At 60.5% G+C, this 19,265-nt stretch carries 15 protein-coding genes; 10 read left to right on the forward strand and 5 right to left on the reverse strand.

The window, feature by feature from the left end; genetic code table 11:
• Nucleotides 1-43: 43 nt before the first annotated feature.
• The 3 genes from purL to psaM form a co-directional block, all read right to left on the reverse strand.
• Nucleotides 44-2,371 carry a phosphoribosylformylglycinamidine synthase subunit PurL gene (gene purL, locus ACVWZ1_RS10440; protein WP_457503326.1) on the reverse strand — a complete coding sequence of 776 codons (2,328 nt, stop codon included), beginning with the start codon at nt 2,369-2,371 and terminating at the stop codon, nt 44-46.
• 12 nt (nt 2,372-2,383) lie between these two features.
• The gene (recG, locus tag ACVWZ1_RS10445; protein WP_457466566.1) at nt 2,384-4,888 is read right to left on the reverse strand and encodes an ATP-dependent DNA helicase RecG; all 2,505 of its coding nucleotides are present in this window, start codon (nt 4,886-4,888) and stop codon (nt 2,384-2,386) included.
• Nucleotides 4,889-5,082: 194 nt separating this feature from the next.
• Nucleotides 5,083-5,175 (reverse strand): photosystem I reaction center subunit XII, encoded by a 93-nt coding sequence (psaM, locus tag ACVWZ1_RS10450; RefSeq protein WP_011434349.1) that lies wholly within the window; start codon nt 5,173-5,175, stop codon nt 5,083-5,085.
• A 261-nt stretch (nt 5,176-5,436) separates the two neighbouring features.
• Here psaM and glyA point away from each other — a divergent pair, with 261 nt between their 5' ends.
• The 3 genes from glyA (at nt 5,437) to ACVWZ1_RS10465 (ending at nt 8,567) form a co-directional block, all read left to right on the forward strand.
• Nucleotides 5,437-6,762 carry a serine hydroxymethyltransferase gene (glyA, locus tag ACVWZ1_RS10455; protein ID WP_414356572.1) on the forward strand — a complete coding sequence of 442 codons (1,326 nt, stop codon included), beginning with the start codon at nt 5,437-5,439 and terminating at the stop codon, nt 6,760-6,762.
• Between the two features lie 48 nt (nt 6,763-6,810).
• Nucleotides 6,811-7,929, forward strand: coding sequence for a glycosyltransferase family 4 protein (locus tag ACVWZ1_RS10460; protein WP_414356525.1), 1,119 nt, complete (start codon nt 6,811-6,813; stop codon nt 7,927-7,929).
• Between the two features lie 71 nt (nt 7,930-8,000).
• The gene (locus ACVWZ1_RS10465) at nt 8,001-8,567 is read left to right on the forward strand and encodes a hypothetical protein (protein ID WP_457466549.1); all 567 of its coding nucleotides are present in this window, start codon (nt 8,001-8,003) and stop codon (nt 8,565-8,567) included.
• Nucleotides 8,568-8,572: 5 nt separating this feature from the next.
• Here the strand turns inward: ACVWZ1_RS10465 and ACVWZ1_RS10470 are convergent, their stop codons facing one another.
• Complete coding sequence (locus ACVWZ1_RS10470) at nt 8,573-9,100, reverse strand: adenine phosphoribosyltransferase (RefSeq protein WP_011434353.1); 528 nt, start codon at nt 9,098-9,100, stop codon at nt 8,573-8,575.
• Between the two features lie 210 nt (nt 9,101-9,310).
• On the opposite strand from ACVWZ1_RS10470, the gene ACVWZ1_RS10475 reads away from it, so the two are divergent.
• On the forward strand, nt 9,311-9,748 hold the full coding sequence (locus tag ACVWZ1_RS10475) for a hypothetical protein (protein ID WP_414356521.1): 438 nt from the start codon (nt 9,311-9,313) through the stop codon (nt 9,746-9,748).
• 259 nt (nt 9,749-10,007) lie between these two features.
• The gene (gene gcvT / locus ACVWZ1_RS10480) at nt 10,008-11,156 is read left to right on the forward strand and encodes a glycine cleavage system aminomethyltransferase GcvT (RefSeq protein WP_457466548.1); all 1,149 of its coding nucleotides are present in this window, start codon (nt 10,008-10,010) and stop codon (nt 11,154-11,156) included.
• Nucleotides 11,157-11,178: 22 nt separating this feature from the next.
• On the opposite strand, the gene ACVWZ1_RS10485 is transcribed toward gcvT, so the two are convergent.
• On the reverse strand, nt 11,179-12,135 hold the full coding sequence (locus tag ACVWZ1_RS10485; RefSeq protein ID WP_414375392.1) for a sigma-70 family RNA polymerase sigma factor: 957 nt from the start codon (nt 12,133-12,135) through the stop codon (nt 11,179-11,181).
• A gap of 1,308 nt (nt 12,136-13,443) precedes the next feature.
• Here ACVWZ1_RS10485 and ACVWZ1_RS10490 point away from each other — a divergent pair.
• The 5 genes from ACVWZ1_RS10490 to ACVWZ1_RS10510 all read left to right on the forward strand — a co-directional run bounded on the left by ACVWZ1_RS10490 (nt 13,444) and on the right by ACVWZ1_RS10510 (nt 19,245).
• On the forward strand, nt 13,444-13,818 hold the full coding sequence (locus ACVWZ1_RS10490; RefSeq protein WP_414357757.1) for a DUF1257 domain-containing protein: 375 nt from the start codon (nt 13,444-13,446) through the stop codon (nt 13,816-13,818).
• Between the two features lie 22 nt (nt 13,819-13,840).
• Entirely contained in the window at nt 13,841-14,956 is a 1,116-nt protein-coding gene (locus ACVWZ1_RS10495; protein WP_414357756.1) for a pentapeptide repeat-containing protein, read from the forward strand.
• A 111-nt stretch (nt 14,957-15,067) separates the two neighbouring features.
• Nucleotides 15,068-17,443 (forward strand): phosphoketolase family protein, encoded by a 2,376-nt coding sequence (locus ACVWZ1_RS10500; RefSeq protein WP_457503327.1) that lies wholly within the window; start codon nt 15,068-15,070, stop codon nt 17,441-17,443.
• 343 nt (nt 17,444-17,786) lie between these two features.
• A complete protein-coding gene (gene mraY / locus ACVWZ1_RS10505; RefSeq protein WP_457466565.1) occupies nt 17,787-18,809 on the forward strand; it encodes a phospho-N-acetylmuramoyl-pentapeptide-transferase in 1,023 nt (340 codons plus the stop codon).
• A 190-nt stretch (nt 18,810-18,999) separates the two neighbouring features.
• On the forward strand, nt 19,000-19,245 hold the full coding sequence (locus ACVWZ1_RS10510) for a hypothetical protein (RefSeq protein ID WP_457503329.1): 246 nt from the start codon (nt 19,000-19,002) through the stop codon (nt 19,243-19,245).
• Nucleotides 19,246-19,265: the final 20 nt, after the last annotated feature.

The following is a 19,265-nucleotide window of genomic DNA, read 5'->3' on the forward strand; positions in this document are numbered from 1 at the left end:
AAGGGAGCTGGGCGCAGAAAACGGTTTCCCAACCGAGGCTCAGCTAGTCCGAAAAGGCACCGTGGTAGGCGGCCTGCATGGCTGCCAAAGACACCACCAGTAAGGGATCCTCTTCTGCCGTCCTTAAGAGCAGGGGATCCGCAGGGGATCCCACCTCTCCCAAAAGCTGCCACTGGCCGGCAAGCTGCGCTTCTAAGTAGGCTTCCCAAGCAGAGCGCTGGGCCGGATCCACAGAAACCAGGATGCGGCTGGATCCCTCGCCAAACAGGGCCTGATCCCAGCGCAAGGATCCAGGAGCCAGGGAGAGGGTTGCGCCGCGGCCTCCGCTCAAGCAGGCTTCTGCCAAAGCCACAGCCAATCCCCCCTCGCTGCAGTCGTGGGCAGAGCGCACCCAGCCCTGGCGGATTCCATGGCGACAGGCAGCTTGCACCCGCTTTTCCAATTCCAGATCCACTGGCGCGGGCCGGCCCGTAACTTGCTGGTGGATGACCGCCAAATACTCGCTGCCCCCCAAGCTAACGGGGGCCTGGGATCCCAGCAGGTAAATGAGATCCCCTGCCTGCTGCCACCCTTGGCCACAGATAAATTGCAAATCGGGAACCAGACCCACCATGCCAATGACAGGGGTGGGGTAAATGGCTTGGGACCCAGTGGGGGTAAGGGTTTCGTTGTAGAGGGAAACGTTCCCCCCCGTTACCGGTGTACCTAGGGCCCGACAGGCCTCCCCAATCCCCTGACAGGCCAGGGCCAACTGCCAGTACACCACCGGGTTTTCCGGGTTGCCGAAATTGAGGTTATCGGTCACGGCCAAGGGATCCGCCCCCACACAGGAAAGATTGCGGGCCGCTTCTGCCACGGCTGCCTTGGCCCCCTCGTAGGGATCCAAATACACCCAGCGGCCATTGCCATCCAGGGTGGCAGCGATGGCCTTGCGGGAAGCTCGCAGGGGCGGCACCTCGCCCACACCAAACTTTTGGGAACGGATGCGGATAACCGCCGCATCTCCCTGGCCCGGCCAAAGGACGGTGTTGTTTTGCACCTGGTGGTCGTATTGGCGATAGATCCAGGCTTTGCTGGCCAGGGTGGGGCTGGCCAAAAGCTGCAGCAGCACCTCTTTCCATGCCAGCGTTGCCTGAGCGAGGTGGATCCCTTGGCAATCACAAGGGGGTAGAGTGGCGGGATCCCATTGCCACGCTGCCTGCACGTAGGCTGGCGGCTCTAGCAACACCGGACGGACATAGACGGGGGTGTCTTCGGCCAAAGCCCGCACCGGCACCTGCACCACGCAGGATCCCTGGTGCCAGATCTCCACCAGCGGCTCGGCAATGACTTCCCCGGCCACACTAGCTTGCAAACCCCAGCGGTGGAAGATCTCCATCACCTCCGCCTCGCGGCCTTTTTGCACCACCAGCAGCATCCGCTCCTGGGATTCCGAGAGCAGGTATTCCCAGGCAGCCATGCCGCTTTCCCGCGCCGGCACTCGGTCGAGGTCAAAGCGGATCCCCACCCCTCCCTTGGCGGCCATCTCCGCGGTGGAGCAGGTGATCCCGGCTGCCCCCATATCCTGGGCAGCCACCACAGCTCCTGTGGCAAAGGCCTCCAGACAGGCCTCGATGAGACATTTGCCCAGGAAGGGATCCCCCACCTGCACCGCCGGCAGATCCCGTTGGGAGTGCTCCCCAAGTGAGGACTCCGTCCCGCTGATGCGAACGGCGCTGGCAAAGCTGGCCCCGCGGATCCCATCCCGCCCTGTAGTGGAGCCTACATACAAAACGGGATTTCCCACCCCTTGGGCTGCAGATTTGACAACCGTAGGGGTCTCCAGCAGCCCCAAGGCCATCACGTTCACCAGAGGATTGCCCGTGTAGCAGGGATCCACGGCCACCTCGCCGCCTACGGTGGGCACCCCAACACAGTTGCCGTAGTGGGCAATGCCCTCCACCACCCTGGCCATCAAGCGGCGGTTGCGGGGATCGGTCAGCGGCCCAAAGCGCAGCGAGTTGAGGAGGGCAATGGGACGGGCGCCCAGGGTAAAGATATCCCGCAGGATCCCTCCCACACCTGTGGCCGCCCCCTGAAAGGGCTCCACCGCTGAAGGATGGTTGTGGGACTCGATCTTAAAAGCCAGCCAATCCCCCTCCCCCAAATCCACCACCCCGGCATTTTCCCCCGGCCCCACCACCACCCGCTCGCCCGTGGTGGGAAAGTTTTTCAGCAGAGGGCGGGAGTTTTTGTAGCAGCAGTGCTCTGACCACATCACCCCAAACATGGCCAGCTCGTTGGGGTTGGGATCCCGGCCCAGCTGCTGCTGGATCTTCTGGTATTCGTCTGGGGAAAGGCCGTGGGCCTTTAAGTCTTCGAGGGTATACATCGCCTATAGCCATTAGGTCAGCAGCCCAGGGCCCAGGAAACGGGCCTGCCGCTCTTCCAGTATGCGGCTTAAGGGGGGCCACCGCTTCAAGTCGGGGTCAAGGGCCAGGAGCTGTTCTGCCGCTTGGCGGGCCAGGTGCAGCACCTCTTGATCGTCCATGAGGCTGGCCAGGGCAAAATCCGGCAGCCCCGACTGGCGGGTACCCATCACTTCCCCCGGCCCCCGGAAGCGCAGATCCATCTCGGCAATGAAAAACCCGTCGTGGGATTGCTCCAGCACCTTCAGCCGCCGCAGAGCATCTTCTCCTTTGGATCCCGTCATCAAGATGCAATAGGCTTGGTCGGATCCCCGTCCTACCCGCCCCCGCAGTTGGTGCAGTTGGGAGAGCCCAAAGCGCTCCGCATGCTCCACCAGCATCACCGAGGCATTGGGCACATCTACCCCCACCTCCACCACCGTGGTAGAGACCAGAATATCCAGCTCCCGCCGGCGAAAGGCCGCAATGACAGCTTCCTTCTCGCTACTGGTCAAGCGCCCGTGCAGCAGGCCCACCCGAAATTGGGGGAAGACCTTTTCCTGCAGACGCTGGTGTTCCTCAATGGCGGATTTCAGATCCAGCTTCTCCGACTCTTCAATCAACGGCAGCACCACGTAGGCCTGCCGCCCTTGGGCAATTTCCCGCTCGATAAGCCGCATCACCTGCAGGCGATCCCCTGGCCGGGCCACCAGGGTGTGCACGGGCTTGCGCCCCGGCGGCAGCTCGTCAATTTGGGTAACATCCAGATCCCCATGCAGGGCCAGGGTGAGGGTGCGGGGGATGGGGGTGGCGGTCATAGTGAGAACATCGGGGTGATCCCCTTTCTGTTGCAGAGCGGCCCGCTGCTCCACGCCAAAGCGGTGCTGCTCGTCGATGACCACCAAGCCCAGGTTGCGAAACTGCACTGCCGGCTGGATGAGAGCATGGGTGCCCACCACCAAGGGCAATTCCCCAGTCTGCAACTGCCGCAAGATCTCCCGGCGTTTGGCGGGAGGGGTGGAGCCGGTCAACAGTTCGACGGGCACCTGTAGCTGGCTTAGCCATTCCACCAACTTGCGGTAGTGTTGCTCGGCCAAGACCTCGGTGGGAGCCATCAGGGCCGTTTGCCAGCCGGATTGAATGGCTGCCAGCAAAGCCGCCACCGCCACCACGGTTTTGCCGGATCCCACATCCCCTTGGAGCAGGCGGTTCATGGGCAAGGGATCCCGCAGATCCGCTAGGATCTCGTCGATGGCCCGCTGCTGGGCAGCGGTAAGCTGAAAGGGCAGGATTTGGTAGAAGCGATCCAACAGCTCCCCTCTAGCCGGCTGGTAACGAGGTATGGCCTGAGCTTGGGCACGATAGCGGTGTCGCCGCTGCAATAGGCTTAGTTGTAGGTAGAAAAACTCATCGAACACCAGCCGCCGCCGGGCCTGGGCCAGCAGCTCTCGGGTCTCAGGAAAGTGGATCTGCTGCAGGGCAACAGGCAAGTCCAAAAGCTGCAACTGCCGCTTGAGATCCGCCGGCAAGGGATCCTCCACCAAGGCCGCCGCCGGCAAAGCCAGTTGCACCGCCTTGCGCACCAGATCGGCGGGGATCCCTTCCGAGAGAGGGTAGACGGGCAGGATCTTGCCAACCCCAGAACTGTCCTGCAGGCTGCCCTCGCTGGCCAGTACTTCAATTTGGGGGTTGTCCAACGTCAGGCCCAGCCTACCCTTTTTCACCAAGCCACTGGCAGCCACCACCGCTCCCTTGGGGTATTGCCGCTCCAGGGAAGCTTGCCAACTGCGCTGGGCAAACTGCCGCCCGCTGTAGAAGCGGCTGAGGGTAATTACACCACTTTTGTCGGCAATCTTTAGGTTGAAGATGGTCAGCGAGGGATTCTTAGGGCTGGTAAAGCAACTGCAACTTTTCACCGTCCCTACAAGGGTAACGGTCTCCCCCACCTTGGCTTGGCGGATGAGCACCCGCCGGGAATAGTCCAGGTAGTCGCGGGGGAAGTAGTAGAGGGCATCCCGCACGCTGTGTAGGCCCAGTTGTGCCAGTTTCTCCGCTGACTTGGGACCAATGCCTTTGAGAAACTGCAGCGGCTGCTCCAGGCTGAGGCCGGCGGGGAGAGGCGGGGAAATGGGGCTCTGGGAACCCCACCGCTGTTGCGACGAGGCCGCCAGCGGGCTAGGTGGGTGGGAACGAGGGCTCCGCCCCGTTGGTGCGAACGGTTGGGGCTGCTCTTGCTGACGTCGGACTCGCTCCAGCCAGCGGCGAGTTTCGGCCACCAGGTGCTGGCGTTCGGGCAGCTCCAGCTCGGAATACAGGGTATAGCGGGATCCCAGTTCTTTCCATCGCCGCCGGTCATCTCCATTCAGCACCCAGTCAGAGGGGGGATCCTGTCCAAACACGCTCCCCACAAACTGAGAGAAGGTCTGCTCTCGCCCCTGGAGATTGGTAAACCCCAACTCTGCTTCCAGAGAAAGGGCGCGCTGGAGCCGCTGTAGATCCACCTGCGTCAAGTTGCTTGGCTGCCGGGAATACTCCTTATCAATTCAACTTTAGCCAACAACGGCAGTACAGCCGAACAAGCACAACAGCGCAAGCCACACTCTCCATGTCTTGATAGAGAAAAAAGCCTGCCTTGTTACTCCGCAACGCTGTCGCGACGGGGCAGGCCAAAGGGATCCCTGGGGATGAGGGGGCTTCAGCTACGGGCCAAGGCGGATCCCAAAAGCAGAGCCATCACTGCCGGCACCAAGGCAATCGCCAGGATGGTGAAAACTTGCGCGTCCGTCATAGCCAACTCCCTAACAGTGGAATTGCACAAAAGTCAGCCCCCTCACTCTACCGTAGCTTGAGGGGTAGCCCTGACATCGAGAAGAAAAGCTCAACATTCTTTACAAAGCAGCCCCTGTCCATCTCGGTTGACCCCAAGTATAAAAGCCGGGGCCTGCACTGCTGGTTTGCGGGTCATGCTACGATGTTGCTTCGCAACGCTGTTGCGACGGCGAAGCAGTCCTTGCCCATTTCTCCTGCGAAGTTCGGTCTTGGCGTCATCATGGTAGCTGCTCCCCAGAGTCTGACCACCCTACGGGATAACCTGGCCATCTTGGCGGAAACGGATCCCTTGGTTTACCGCCTGATCCAGCAAGAGCTCAACCGACAGCGGGATCACCTGGAGATGATCGCCAGCGAGAACTTCACCTCTCCTGCTGTCTTGGCCGCCCAAGGCTCGGTGCTCACCAACAAGTATGCGGAAGGGTTGCCCGGCAAGCGCTACTACGGCGGCTGCGAGTTTATCGACGAGATTGAGCAGTTGGCCATCGACCGCGCCAAGCAACTGTTTGGGGCGGCTCACGCCAACGTGCAACCCCACTCCGGGGCGCAGGCCAATTTTGCTGTTTTCTTGGCCCTGCTGCAGCCGGGGGACACGATCATGGGCATGGATTTGTCTCATGGCGGCCACCTCACCCACGGCTCGCCGGTGAATGTCTCCGGCAAATGGTTCCAGGTGGTGCATTACGGGGTGGATCCCCAAACGGAGCGGATCGATTTCGATCAAGTGCGGGATCTGGCTTTGCAGCATCGGCCTAAGCTGATCATCTGCGGCTACTCCGCCTACCCGCGGGCAATCGACTTTGCTGCTTTCCGCACCATTGCCGATGAGGTGGGAGCTTATCTGCTGGCCGACATTGCCCATATTGCCGGCCTGGTGGCCACCGGACACCACCCCAACCCGGTGCCCCTCTGCGATGTGGTGACCACCACCACCCACAAGACGTTGCGCGGGCCGCGTGGAGGGCTCATTCTCACCCGCGACCCAGAGCTGGGCAAAAAGCTGGATAAGGCGGTGTTCCCCGGCAGTCAAGGGGGGCCGCTGGAGCATGTCATTGCCGGCAAGGCGGTGGCCTTTGGGGAAGCCCTGCAGCCCGGCTTCGCCCAGTACTCGGCGCAGGTGATCGCCAATGCTCAGGCCCTGGCGGGATCCCTGCAGCGGCGGGGCATTCGGCTGGTTTCCGGGGGCACAGACAACCACCTGATGCTGCTGGATCTGCGCTCGGTTTCGGCGGTGCTGGAAAAAGTGGGGGCGGCGGATCCGGTGATGACAGGCAAACGGGCGGATCGGCTAATGGACGAGATCCATATCACCGCCAACAAAAACACCATTCCCTTCGACCCACAGCCGCCTTTCGTGGCCAGCGGACTGCGCCTGGGATCCCCGGCCTTGACCACCCGCGGCCTGGGGCCGGTAGAATTTGAAGAAATTGGGGAGATCATCGCCGATTGTCTGTTTCAGCCTGAGGAGCCTGCTGTGTTGGAAGAGTGTCGCCAGCGGGTAGCCCGGCTCTGTCGCCGTTTCCCCCTCTACCCCCATCTGGGCTAACCGTCTGCGTAGCGGGACAGAGTCCTCGATACATCTCTGCGGCTTGCCATGCCCTACTTGGTCGCGTTCCTTGCTGCTGCCTGTGTGGTTCTGTGGGCAACCCCAATGGTGAAGGCAGTCGGGATCCGCAGTGGCCAGTTGGATTTTCCCGATGAGCGCAAGATCCACCGGCAGCCGATGGTACGCCTGGGGGGGGTTTCCATCTTTTTTGGGAACTTGGTGGCCCTGCTGTTGCTCTGGGGAGCCGGAGCTTTTGGGGGCTTGCGCACCGAGCAGGAGTACGAGATTTGGGGGGTGACAATTGGCGGGGTTTTGTTTTTCTCAATCGGCTTGGCGGACGACCTGTTTCACCTGTCGCCCTTTTCCCGCTTGTTGATGCAATTCGGCGTGGCTGCTGCCGCCTGGGGGGTGGGGGTGCGCATTGAGTTCGTCAACCTGCCCGGGAGAGGGATCTGGCCCTTTCCGGTGTGGTTGAGCCTGCTGATTACCTTGCTCTGGCTGGTGGGGATGGCCAACGCCATCAACTTTATGGATGGGCTGGATGGGCTGGCGGCAGGGGTGTCGGGAATCGCGGCGGTGGTGATGCTGATCGTAACCCTGCTGCTGGATCGACCGGCGGCGGCCATGCTGGCGGCGGCCTTGGCGGGGGCTTGCCTGGGGTTTTTGCGCTACAACTTCAACCCGGCGCAGATCTTCATGGGGGATGGAGGGGCCTATTTTTTGGGCTTTACCCTGGCTGGGATTGGGGTGATCGGGGTGGCCAAGGGGGTGACCACGCTGGCAGTAGCCCTGCCTTTCTTTATCCTGGCGGTGCCGATCCTGGATATGTCCACCGTGATCCTCAAACGGCTGGCCAGGGGGAAGTCGCCTTTCCATCCCGACAAAGGCCACCTGCACCACCGTCTGCTCAAAGCTGGCCTATCCCAGCGGCATTCGGTGCTGCTGATCTATGCCATGACCCTTTGGGGGGGATCCCTGGCTTTGGCTTTGGCGGGCTTGCCGGCAGGAGGCACCTACCTGGGGGGAGCCTCGCTGGTGCTGGGGGGGGTGGCCTGGGGGGCTTGGCAACGGCATCGCCAACGGCGACGAGCTTTGCCCTCGGAGGACAGGCCCGAACAGGGATATGTTGCTTCGCGCCATCACGACCAGGAATGTCAAGAAGATTGAGCCGGGCTTGTTCTCCATCGCTCGCCTGCCTAGACTGGAGCTGTTTTAGCGTTTTAGCTCTGTGTTGCCCCATGCGCCCCACACCTGAGTTGGCGGCTCTCCTGCGCCGCACCGCGGATCGTATCCAATCCCAACACTGGGGCTTCTGGGACTGGGAGTATTGTTGGCGGGACAGCACCCGCTGCAATTGCGGCCTGCTGGTGCGAGAAGCCCTGGGATGGAACCGGCACCAATTGAGCCTGCGCATTCACCGCGGCACCTGGCGCTCCATTGCCCAAACCGCCTACCGAACTGCTGCCCTGGCCCTGCGGGATCCCTGGCAACCGGAAGGGCGCTGCGAGTCCACGGGCCTACGGCTGGGGTACGTGTTTGAGAAAATGGCAGAGCTGGGGTTTGACCAACCGGAAGACTTTGCCGCCCTGGAAGAGCTGAGCCACCCCGTCATCCTGGCCCGCCTGGCAGAAAAAGGTGTGGAGCCGGTACAGCGCGACCAGGCGATCCATGTGGCGCTCTACATGCGGGAACTGGCGGACTGGATTGACGAACAACTGCAGGCCCAGGCTCAGATCAGCCGCTTGAGCCAACCTTTGCCCAAAGCAACAGGGATCCCCGTCCACCAGTCGGTGCACCTTACTTGAGGAACTCAGTTGCCTTCCTCTACCATCACCACATGGGCAGGGATCCCAGGGGGAAGAGCCTTGCAGCCGGACAAAAAGGCCAGCTCGATTAAGAAGGCAAATCCCCCCACTTCAGCACCGCTCTGGGCCACCAATTGGGCGGTGGCGGCGGCTGTGCCCCCGGTGGCAATGACATCATCCACGATCAACACCCGCTCTCCGGGGCGCAGGGCGTGGGCGTGGAGTTGGAGCTGGTCTTGGCCGTATTCCAGGCTGTAGGTCTGGCTGAGCACCGGCGGCGGCAGCTTGCCCGGCTTGCGAACCGGGACAAATCCCAAGCCCAGGTGTTGTGCCAAAGCAGCCCCCAAAATGAACCCCCGCGACTCGATGCCGACCACATAATCTAGGGATCCCATGCCGGTGGTGCCGGCGGCCAACTGTTCAATAGCCGCCCGGAAGCCTGCCGGATCCTGTAGCAGGGGGGTCATATCCCGAAAGAGGATGCCGGGTCTGGGAAAATCGGGCACCAAGCGAATGAGGGCTCGCAGATCCATCCTGTTTTCCTCGCTGGCCAGTGGCTTGCTGTTCGCGCTATTCGGACGGAGTCCTCAAAGGGCACTCCAAGCAACCCATCATACTCGGTTAGCTTGTGGGCAGATGGGATCCCTTTTGGTCAGTCTGGCAACGGGGAAGATTTTCTATAATTGGCAAGGCTGGGGGCCGCGGCTCACCTAGTCGCCCATCTGTAAAATCGGAGATCTCTCATGCGCTACTACATGGCCATCGACTCCAATCCCCTGGCAAGTTTGCCGCTGGCTCTGTTTGGGGTGAGTAGCGAGTCGGCCTATGTCGATCTGCTGCAAGACAAGCTCATTGTGCGGGCGGGCAGCCTGTTCAACGAGACGTTCTCCCTGAGCGAGTTGGGACAAGGGGAGCGCTTCCCCTGGCCTTGGTACTACGGACTGGGCGTGCGCACCGATTTTCAGGGGATCGTTGGCCCGGTAACCAGTGCCCAAGGGGTGATCGCCATTCCACTGGTGCAGGAGAAGCCTCTCTTTATTCCCTTGCTGGGGCCGGTAGGGCTGCAACTGCCCTGCAAAAAGCTGGTCTTCAGCCTCAAAGATCCAGATACCTTCCTGGCCAACTTCAACCAGGGTCGCCCAGAGGTCAACGCCGGCCCGAAGAATGTGGTGATTGATTGACGCTCCTCCCGCTAACGCAAGGCAAGTAGCAGGAGATTCCCCCTTCACCGAGTCTTGACCCGATGCCGTGAAGACATCACGCGAAGCACTGCGACGGATCTGGGTAGAACCGCAGGGATCCCTACAGGTTGCCAACGCAGCTCAGGGTGTGGAGAAGACCCAGGGTACCAGCTCCCACCGTCGTCGAAGGACAGGATCCCCAAAATGCGCGACGGTGAGTTTATTCTGGTCGTTACGCTGGACGCCAAAGGGATCCCTGATGAGTTCAACCCCGCTGCAGCGCACCCCCTTGTTCCCCCTTCATCAAGCTTTGGGGGCGCGATTTGTCCCTTTTGCCGGCTGGGAAATGCCGGTGCAGTATCGGGGAGTGATAGCAGAACATCGATCAGTACGGGAGAGGGTGGGGATATTCGACATTTCCCACATGGGCAAGTTCACCCTCTGGGGGACGGATCTGGGATCCCACCTCAGCCGTCTGGTTCCCAGCGATCTGAGCGCTGTTCCTGTGGGATCCGGTCGGTACACCGTCCTGCTCAATCCACTGGGGGGCATTTTGGATGATGTCATCTTCTACCGGCATCCACCGGAGGGTGAGCTGGAGCACTGGAGCGTGATCGTCAATGCAGCCACCCGGCAGAAAGATTGGGATTGGCTCAACCACCACTTCCAAGGGATCCCCGGAGTTAACCTGCAGGATCACTCCGATGCTCAGGTTCTGTTGGCGGTGCAGGGGCCGGCAGCCGAGGAGGTTCTCCAGCCCTTTTTAGAGGGATCCCTGAAGGCTTTGCGCCGGTTTCAGCACGGTCGGTTTGCCACAGCAGCGGGAACCTCGGGAGAGACTATCTTTGTGGCCCGCACCGGCTACACCGGAGAAGATGGCTTTGAAGTTATGCTCAGCCCCGAAGATGGCATCCGCCTTTGGGAGCAACTGATTCAGGCCGGCGTGCAACCCTGTGGGCTGGGCTGCCGCGATACCCTACGTCTGGAGGCCGCGCTCCATCTCTACGGGCAGGACATGGACGAGAGCACCACTCCCTTGGAAGCCGGCTTGGGCTGGTTGGTGAACAACCCAGAAGACTATATCGGCAAGCCCGCCATCGAAAGCCAACGGGAGCAAGGGATCCCTCGCCAACTGGTGGGGTTTCGCATGTTGGAAAGTGTTCCGCACCCCTATCGCGGACGGGCCATTCCCCGCAGCGGCTATGCCATCTACGCTCCCAACTCCCCTGAGCCGATCGGACAGGTGACCAGCGGCACCCATTCTCCCAGCTTGGGCTATGGCATTGGCTTGGGCTATGTCGCTCCGGCTTGGGCCAAGGTGGGATCCCGGCTGGAAATTGAAATTCGGGGGCAGCGCCAGCCTGCCGAAGTAGTGAAAAAACCTTTCTATCGTGCTCCGCACCGCTGACGGGAACAGGCGCAGGCTCCGGTTAACCCAGGGGGTTGAGCCGTTTGCCGGTCTTGGGAGTGGAGTATTCCTGCTGCAGCCGCCGCAACTTCCGCAAGGCCCGCCGCTCAATTTGTCGGACTCGCTCTCGCGAAAGGCCGATGTGCTCCCCAATTTCCCGCAGCGTTAGGCCCCTCGATCCATCCAGCCCATAGCGAGCCACGATCACCTGTCGTTCTCGTTCGCTCAGTTGGCCCACCAGAGCGCGGACTTCCTCTCGATGGGCAACCTGGGTTAGGTGTTCGACAGGGTCGTTGTCTTCATCTGGGATAAAGTGCTGCAGTTCGGTGCCATCTTCATCCCCTACCCCCACATTCAAAGACCGCATCTCTGCCATGTGGCGGGTGATCAGCTCACGGTAGTTATCGCCGATATCCAGAGAATCAAAAACTTCTTCCGCTTGGGGACGGGATCCCCTTTCGGCAGATAACTCGCGGTAGCGCCGCTTCACCTGGGAGACTTTTTCGTACATGTGGGCCGGCAGACGGATCATCCGCCCCTTGTTCTGGATGCCCCGGTTCACACTTTGCCGGATCCACCAAGTGGCATAGGTGGAGAACTTGTAACCACGGGTGGGATCGAACTTTTCCACGGCGCGGGTGAGGCCGATCGTGCCTTCCTGAATCAAATCCAGAAACGGCAAGCCGCGATTGCGATAGCGCTTAGCAATCGACACCACCAAGCGAAGGTTACACTCCACCATTCGTTTCTTGGCTGCTTCCCCCTGCCGCAGGATCTGCTGCAGCTCTGCCAAGGGGATCCCCAACCGCCGGCTCCAATCTTCCACCGACTCGTGGGGCTGCCGCTGTTCTAGGAGCGCCACCATCCGCTGCACCTGGTGAGCCAAACGGAGTTCTTCTTCAGCGGTGAGCAACGAGTAGCGCCCAATCGTCTTCAAGAAACGCCCCACCGCATCTTGCAAGTCAAGACTTTCCGACATATCAAACCCCACACCATAAATTCATGTCCTGTCAGAATCGCCACTTCTCCTGTTGTTGCATCAAGCCGTCTTCCTGTGTGTGAAGCTGACCTTTCTGCAAACAGCACCTTATTCATACCAGCACAAAAGCCCTTTCGTAAAGGCTTTAACTCTAAAAACTTGAGCCAGAATCGAGTGCTTGACTCACTAAATTTATTGAGTCTGGCTCACTAGACTCTATTAGGAGCGTCTAGCTGCCCATTTTGTTGATTAAAAACTCTACTAAAAGGGTGGCCGAGAAATTAACCATTTCATAAGCCTGGATTTAAGGCTTAGGAAAGTTACGAAAGATTGTTCTAAACAATCAACAAGTTTTTGATGCCAAATCAGATTGCTCATAAGCTAAGAAAGCAAATTTTTTCACTCATTTTGTTAGAACTAGAAATGGATATTTCTGTTTGCAGAACTATCGGAAGGGCTTGCTCGGCAGGGAATAGAAAGGTTCATCAGCAGGTTTTTGGAATGCCTTGAGGTGAATTTGGCACGTCATCGCCGACAACCTCAGCCGGAAACAGATGAGGACGGATCCCTGTGGGACGGGTTTTTGCTTCTGCCTCTAAACCTAGTGGAAGTTATCGCCAATACTCGACTTTGGACACTAGATGCAGATCTAAGATTTCTGTATCACCGAACACGCTAGGCGCGGATCCCCGGCATCGGTGCTCTGCACCGCCATCGCCAACGCCGCAGCGCGCACCCACATAACAAGGCAGGTCAGGTCAACCCTGCTCTGAGCAGTCCAGCCGCCATCCAGGCCCAGGTGTGCTGCACTCTTAAGGGAAAAAATGGGAACTCCGTTCCGCTCGCGCGACCCGCTGCGGGATGGTTGACCAAAAAACTGGGTTTAAAGCCCCGCCCTAAGGCCTACGGCCCGCTGACGCGACTAGGGCGGCTTTGTGCTACGCTGCCTGCGACAGCAGGGTAGTCAGCCGCTTTAAAAGCCCAACAGTCTCACGACCGGATACAGCCTCGATAGGTTTTGTGGTTGTTGTTTGCAACGGTGCCTAGGGGCATAAGGACTCTGTCCCGCTGGCGCGAGAGGGAACCGCCCCGCATTCGCATCAGCGGCGCGGAGCGCTTGGGGGAACGCCTGGGGAGATGAGCACCGCTGCTTTGGAGGGGCAACCCAAGGCGGTAAGTGCTGCCGCAGAACCAGGAACCAGAATCTCCCGCCTTTAGGCAGGGGGTTATGTCAAATTTCTTCCATAACTGCAAGGGGGCTTTATAGTGAGGATCCCAATCTCCATCCGTCAAAGGATTGGATCTGCCATGTCTCACTTCACCACCCTGCAAGTGCAAATCAAAGACGCCGATCTCCTGGAAGAGACCCTGAAGGAATTGGGCTACGCCGTGCAGCGGGATACCAGCCTGCGGGGCTATCTCTGGAACCGCACCCGTGCCGACTTGGTGATCCGTCAGAAAAATGGCTTCGACATCGGGTTTCGCCGCAACGGGGATCACTACGAGCTGGTGGCCGATCTGTGGGGGGCGGGCATCGATCCCAAGACCTTTCTGGAGCCGATCTTGCAGCGCTATGCCCACAAAAGTTTGCTGCGCTCAGCCCGTGAGCAGGGCTATGCCATCGAGGCCGAAGAAGTGCTGGAGGATGGCACCATCCGCGTGGTGGTGGGGCGTTGGGTATAGCTAGGCCCATCGGCATCCGCCCATGGTAGGTAAGCCTCAGCCGGCTGTCAGGACTGACCAGGGATCCCGGCCCCAACCTTGGGATCTGGTGTTGGGGGGGCAAATGGCAACCGGGAGCGCCCCTGCCCACGCCTTGGTGTTGGGAGGTATCGAGGGGGCGCGGAGACGACTCACCCACAGCGATGAAGCCGTGCGCTTGGCCACCCTGCCCCAGTTGCTGCAGTACGGGTCGGCGGGCCTGGCCGAACTCATTGAAGCCCTCGCCGGCAATAGCTCTTGGGCAGTCCGCTTGGCAGCTTGGCGGCTGTTGTCTCAGCTTGGCCAGCCGGAGGCAGAACGGGCCTGTCGCACCTACAGCCCTTTTCGCCCGGTGGGGGGAGCGCAAGGGGTGATCGTGGCCTATCGGCGGGGGGAGCGGGATTTTGCCTATGCAGACCTGGAGGGAGCCGACCTTCAAGAAGCACGGCTGGGGGGGATCAACCTGTGGGAGGCCAACCTGAGGCGGGCCAACTTGCGCTTTTGCAACTTCAACGGCGCCCGGCTGCGGCAAACGGATTTGCGCCAAGCGGATTTGCAAGGGGCCAAGCTGAGCGGAGCCGACTTACAGGGAGCCGACCTGCGGGGATCCGACCTCAGAGGGGCCAAGGTCAGCGGCACCAGCCTGCGGGGATCCCAGCTTTCGGAAGAGACCCACCTAGAAGAACGGGTGCGCCACATTTGGCAGTTGCAAAACTGGGGGGGACAGGGGCAAGATTTCTCCGGCCAAGACCTGAGCAAAGCCGATCTGCGAGAACTGGTGCTCTGTCAGATCCGGCTGAGGGGAGCGGATCTGAACCGGGCCGATCTGCGCGGATCCAACCTGGAGGGAGCGGACTTGGGGGGAGCCAACCTACAGCGGGCGGACTTGCGGGGGGCCAACTTGCAAAATGCCGACCTGGAAGGGGCCAATCTCAGCGGCGCCGAGCTGCGTCAGGCCCAGTTTCAGGGGGCTAACCTGCGGCGGGCCGATGTCAGCGGGGCCAACCTAACCCAAGCCAACCTGGAAGGAGCTCAGATCGAAGGGTTAAAGCACAGCGGATCCCGGATTGCCGGCCTGATCTTTCCCGACGGCACCCCGATCAAGCCCTGGTGGTGGTAACAGGTGCCTACCGCTCACCCAATGAGCCAAATCCAAAGGAATCCCAAGATCCCCCGGCAATTGGGCAAACCCGGATCACCATAGGAGTAGAGATACCTATGGGGTACAGCTATGGTTCTGGCAGAACAGCTCTCGACAAAACCGCTCACCGCCGACGAGCTTCGCAAAATGGATGCCTACTGGCGGGCCGCCAACTATCTGTCGGTCGGGCAAATCTATTTGATGGACAACCCGCTGCTGCGAGAACCCCTAAAACTGGAACATGTGAAGCCACGCCTGCTGGGGCACTGGGGCACCACACCCGGGTTGAACTTCATCTACGTGCATCTCAACCGCATCATCAAACGGGAAAACCTCAACATCCTCTACATCACCGGCCCCGGCCACGGTGGCCCTGCTCTGGTGGCCAACACCTACTTGGAAGGCACCTACAGCGAGGTGTATCCCAACATCGGCCAAGACGCCGAAGGCATGCGCAAGCTCTTCAAGCAATTCTCCTTCCCCGGCGGCGTGCCCAGCCACGTGGCTCCGGAAACCCCTGGCTCCATCCACGAGGGGGGAGAACTGGGCTATGCCCTGGCCCACGCCTTTGGGGCTGCCTTTGATAACCCCGATCTGCTGGTGGCCTGTGTGGTGGGGGATGGAGAAGCGGAAACCGGCCCCTTGGCCGCTTCCTGGCATTCCAACAAGTTCCTCAACCCCATCCACGACGGAGCAGTGCTGCCGATTCTGCACCTGAACGGCTACAAGATCGCCAATCCCACCGTTTTGGCCCGCCTCAGCCGTGACGAGCTGCAAAATCTGTTTGTGGGCTACGGCTACAAACCCTACTTCGTAGAAGGCTGCGAGCCGGCAGAGATGCACCAGTTGATGGCCGCCACTTTGGACACGGTGATCCACGAGATCCAAGAAATCCAGCAGCATGCCCGCAGCAAAGGGGATCCCACTCGTCCCCAATGGCCGATGATCATCCTGCGCACCCCCAAAGGCTGGACCGGCCCCAAAGAGGTGGACGGCAAAAAGGTGGAAGATTTCTGGCGCTCCCACCAAGTGCCTCTGGCGGATCTGGCCAAAAAACCGGAGCACCTCAAGGCTCTGGAGGACTGGATGCGCAGCTACAAGCCGGAAGAACTCTTCGATGAAAATGGCCGTCTGCTGCCGGAGCTGCAAGAGCTGGCCCCCAAAGGGGAAAAACGCATGGGGGCTTTGCCCCACGCCAACGGCGGCCTGCTGACGCGGGAGCTGAAAATGCCGGATTTCCGTCGCTACGCCGTGCCTGTCCCCCGCCCCGGCACCACCGAAGCCGAAGCCACCCGAGTTCTGGGGCAATTTCTGCGGGATGTGATGAAGCTCAACCCCCACAACTTCCGCCTCTTTGGCCCCGATGAAACCGCTTCCAACCGCTTGGATGCTGTGTTTGAGGCCAGCGACCGCACCTGGGTAGCTCCCATCTACGATTGCGACGAGCACCTCTCCCCAGATGGACGGGTGATGGAGATCCTCAGCGAGCACGTCTGTCAGGGCTGGCTAGAAGGCTACCTGTTGACCGGGCGACACGGGTTCTTTTCCTGTTACGAAGCCTTCATCCACCTGGTGGACTCGATGTTCAACCAACACGCCAAATGGTTGAAAACCACCCGGCACATTCCTTGGCGGCGGCCCATTCCTTCCCTCAACTACCTGCTGACTTCCCATGTGTGGCGGCAGGATCACAACGGCTTCAGCCACCAGGATCCCGGCTTTTTGGATCACGTGGTCAACAAAAAGGCCGAAATCATCCGCGTCTACCTGCCCCCGGATACCAATACTCTGCTCTCGGTGGCCGACCACTGCCTGCGCAGCCGCCACTACGTGAACGTGATCGTGGCGGGCAAACAGCCGGCCCTGCAGTACCTGGATATGGATGCGGCCATCAAGCACTGCACCCAGGGCTTGGGCATCTGGGAATGGGCCAGCAACGATCAGGGTTCAGAGCCGGATGTGGTGATGGCCTGCTGCGGCGATGTGCCGACGATGGAAACCCTGGCGGCGGTGGACTTCCTACGGCAGCACCTGCCGGACATCAAGATCCGGGTGGTGAATGTGGTGAACTTGATGAAGCTGCAGCCGCCCAGCGAACACCCCCACGGCATCAGCGATGTGGATTACGCCAGCATCTTCACGCCGGACAAGCCCATCGTGTTTGCCTTCCACGGCTATCCCTGGCTGATTCACCGCCTCACCTACCGTCGCCCCAACCACCACAACTTGCACGTGCGCGGCTACAAGGAGGAGGGCACCACCACCACCCCCTTCGACATGTGTGTCCTCAACGAGGTGGATCGCTTCAGCTTGGCCGATGATGTGTTGGATCGGATGGAGCGCTTCAAGTACGAGCGGGCCCACATCAAGCAGATCATCCAAGACAAGCTGGTGGAGCACAAACACTACATCCGCGAGCATGGAGAAGATCTGCCGGAGGTGCGCAACTGGAAGTGGCCCTACTGAAGGGATCCCCACCAACTATGGCCATTTCAATTCAAACTGGGACACCGCACCCCCACCGAAAACGTTGGTTCCGTCATCGCGTCGTCCCGCAGTCGCGTCGTCGCGTCAGCGTTGCGGAGCAATAATGCATAGAGCTATGGGGCTTTTCTCCGTAGCCTAGGCATCTCACCCTAACCTGAAATCACCATAGCTTTCGCCTCTGAGCTCTGGCAGGATAGAGTTTTCTTGGGCTCTGCCTGCCGGAGTTTTCTGAAGTCTAGAGGTTGAGAGTGTGAGGGGTTCAGAAAGAGTGGATGCGGATACACCTCTCGATCTGGAGGTGGAAGAGACGGAGTGGGGAGGGATGGCGCTCTCGCTGGGGCTGGGTTTGGCCCTCTCGACCCTTGTGATCGGGATCCGCCCCCAGGTGTTTGTTCCTTTTGGATTGAGCGTGTTGGGTTCGGCCCTGCTGGGATCCCTGCTCATCCCCGGATTGCGGCGCTGGAAGGCGGGGCAAGTGATCCGCCAGGAGGGGCCCCAATCCCACCAGAAAAAAGCAGGCACACCCACCATGGGCGGGATCAGCTTTTTGCCCGTGGGGCTGCTGGTGGCGGGGATCTGGAGCGGCTGGGATCCCCATTGGCTGGCCGTCGCGCTGCTCACGCTGGCCTACAGCTTTGTCGGCTGGCTGGACGATTGGCTGGTGATCCGACAGCAATCCAACAAGGGGTTGTCTCCCCAACACAAGCTGTTGCTCCAGGTGGGAGTTGCCCTTGGGTTTTGTGTCTACCTGGCCTGGCAGGGGATCCCGACCAGTCTGACCTTGCCGGGGATAGGCACCCTCTCTCTGGGCTGGCTGTTCTGGCCCTTGGCCCTGTTTGTGTTGGTGGGCACCAATAATGCCGTAAACCTCACCGATGGTATGGACGGCTTGGCGGCAGGGGTGGTGGCCATCCTGCTGATTGGGCTGGGGCTCCTTCACAGGGATCCGGAGCTATCGGTGTTGGCCTTCGCCTTGAGCGGTGCTTGCTTGGGGTTTCTGGTTCACAACCACCACCGGGCGCGGCTGTTCATGGGTGATACCGGATCCCTGGGGTTGGGGGGCGCTCTGGCCGGGTTGGCGCTGCTGGGGGATCAGCTCTGGGCCTTGGCCCTGATGGGGGGAGTGCTGGTGGCAGAGGCGCTGTCGGTGATGCTGCAGGTGGGCTATTTCAAATACACCAAACGCAAAACCGGCACAGGCCAACGGCTGCTGCGCATGTCGCCCTTGCACCACCATCTGGAGCTGGGGGGCTGGTCAGAGGTGCAGGTGGTGGGATTCTTCTACGGGGTAACGGCGCTGCTAGTGGGGCTGGGCTGGGCCTGGTGGCACTGGGCGGGAATTTGAGTTGGCGAGCTGGGGATGCACGGTGATTCCAATGGGGGCCTGACCTCGAAGGGGTCATTCCAAAGCCGACGGAAAGTTGGCCCCGCAGATTTGATCTCCCTCCAGGCATTGTGAGCGTGGTGAACATTCTGCCCAGAGGCAGATCCTCTACAGTCTTGGCACACCGTTCTTAAGAAGCAAGGGTTGCACTATGGATCTAGGCCGCCGTACTGTTCACGCCCTATCTCACCTGCCCCGCCTCTTCAAGCGTAAGCGCGGGATCCCTTTGATGTCGTTGGTATTGGGCATGGCGCTGGCACTGACGACCCTGCTGGGGATGGGATCCCAGGCCCAGAGCCGGTTGGTGGATGTGAAACTTCAAGTAAACTACCCGACCCTGACTGCTTCGCAGTACAGGGCGGGCTTAAGGCCTCCGGCCCGCTGGCGCGAACGGTAGCCCTGCAGTTGGCAAGCCAA

The organism is Thermostichus sp. MS-CIW-25, assembly GCF_054060015.1.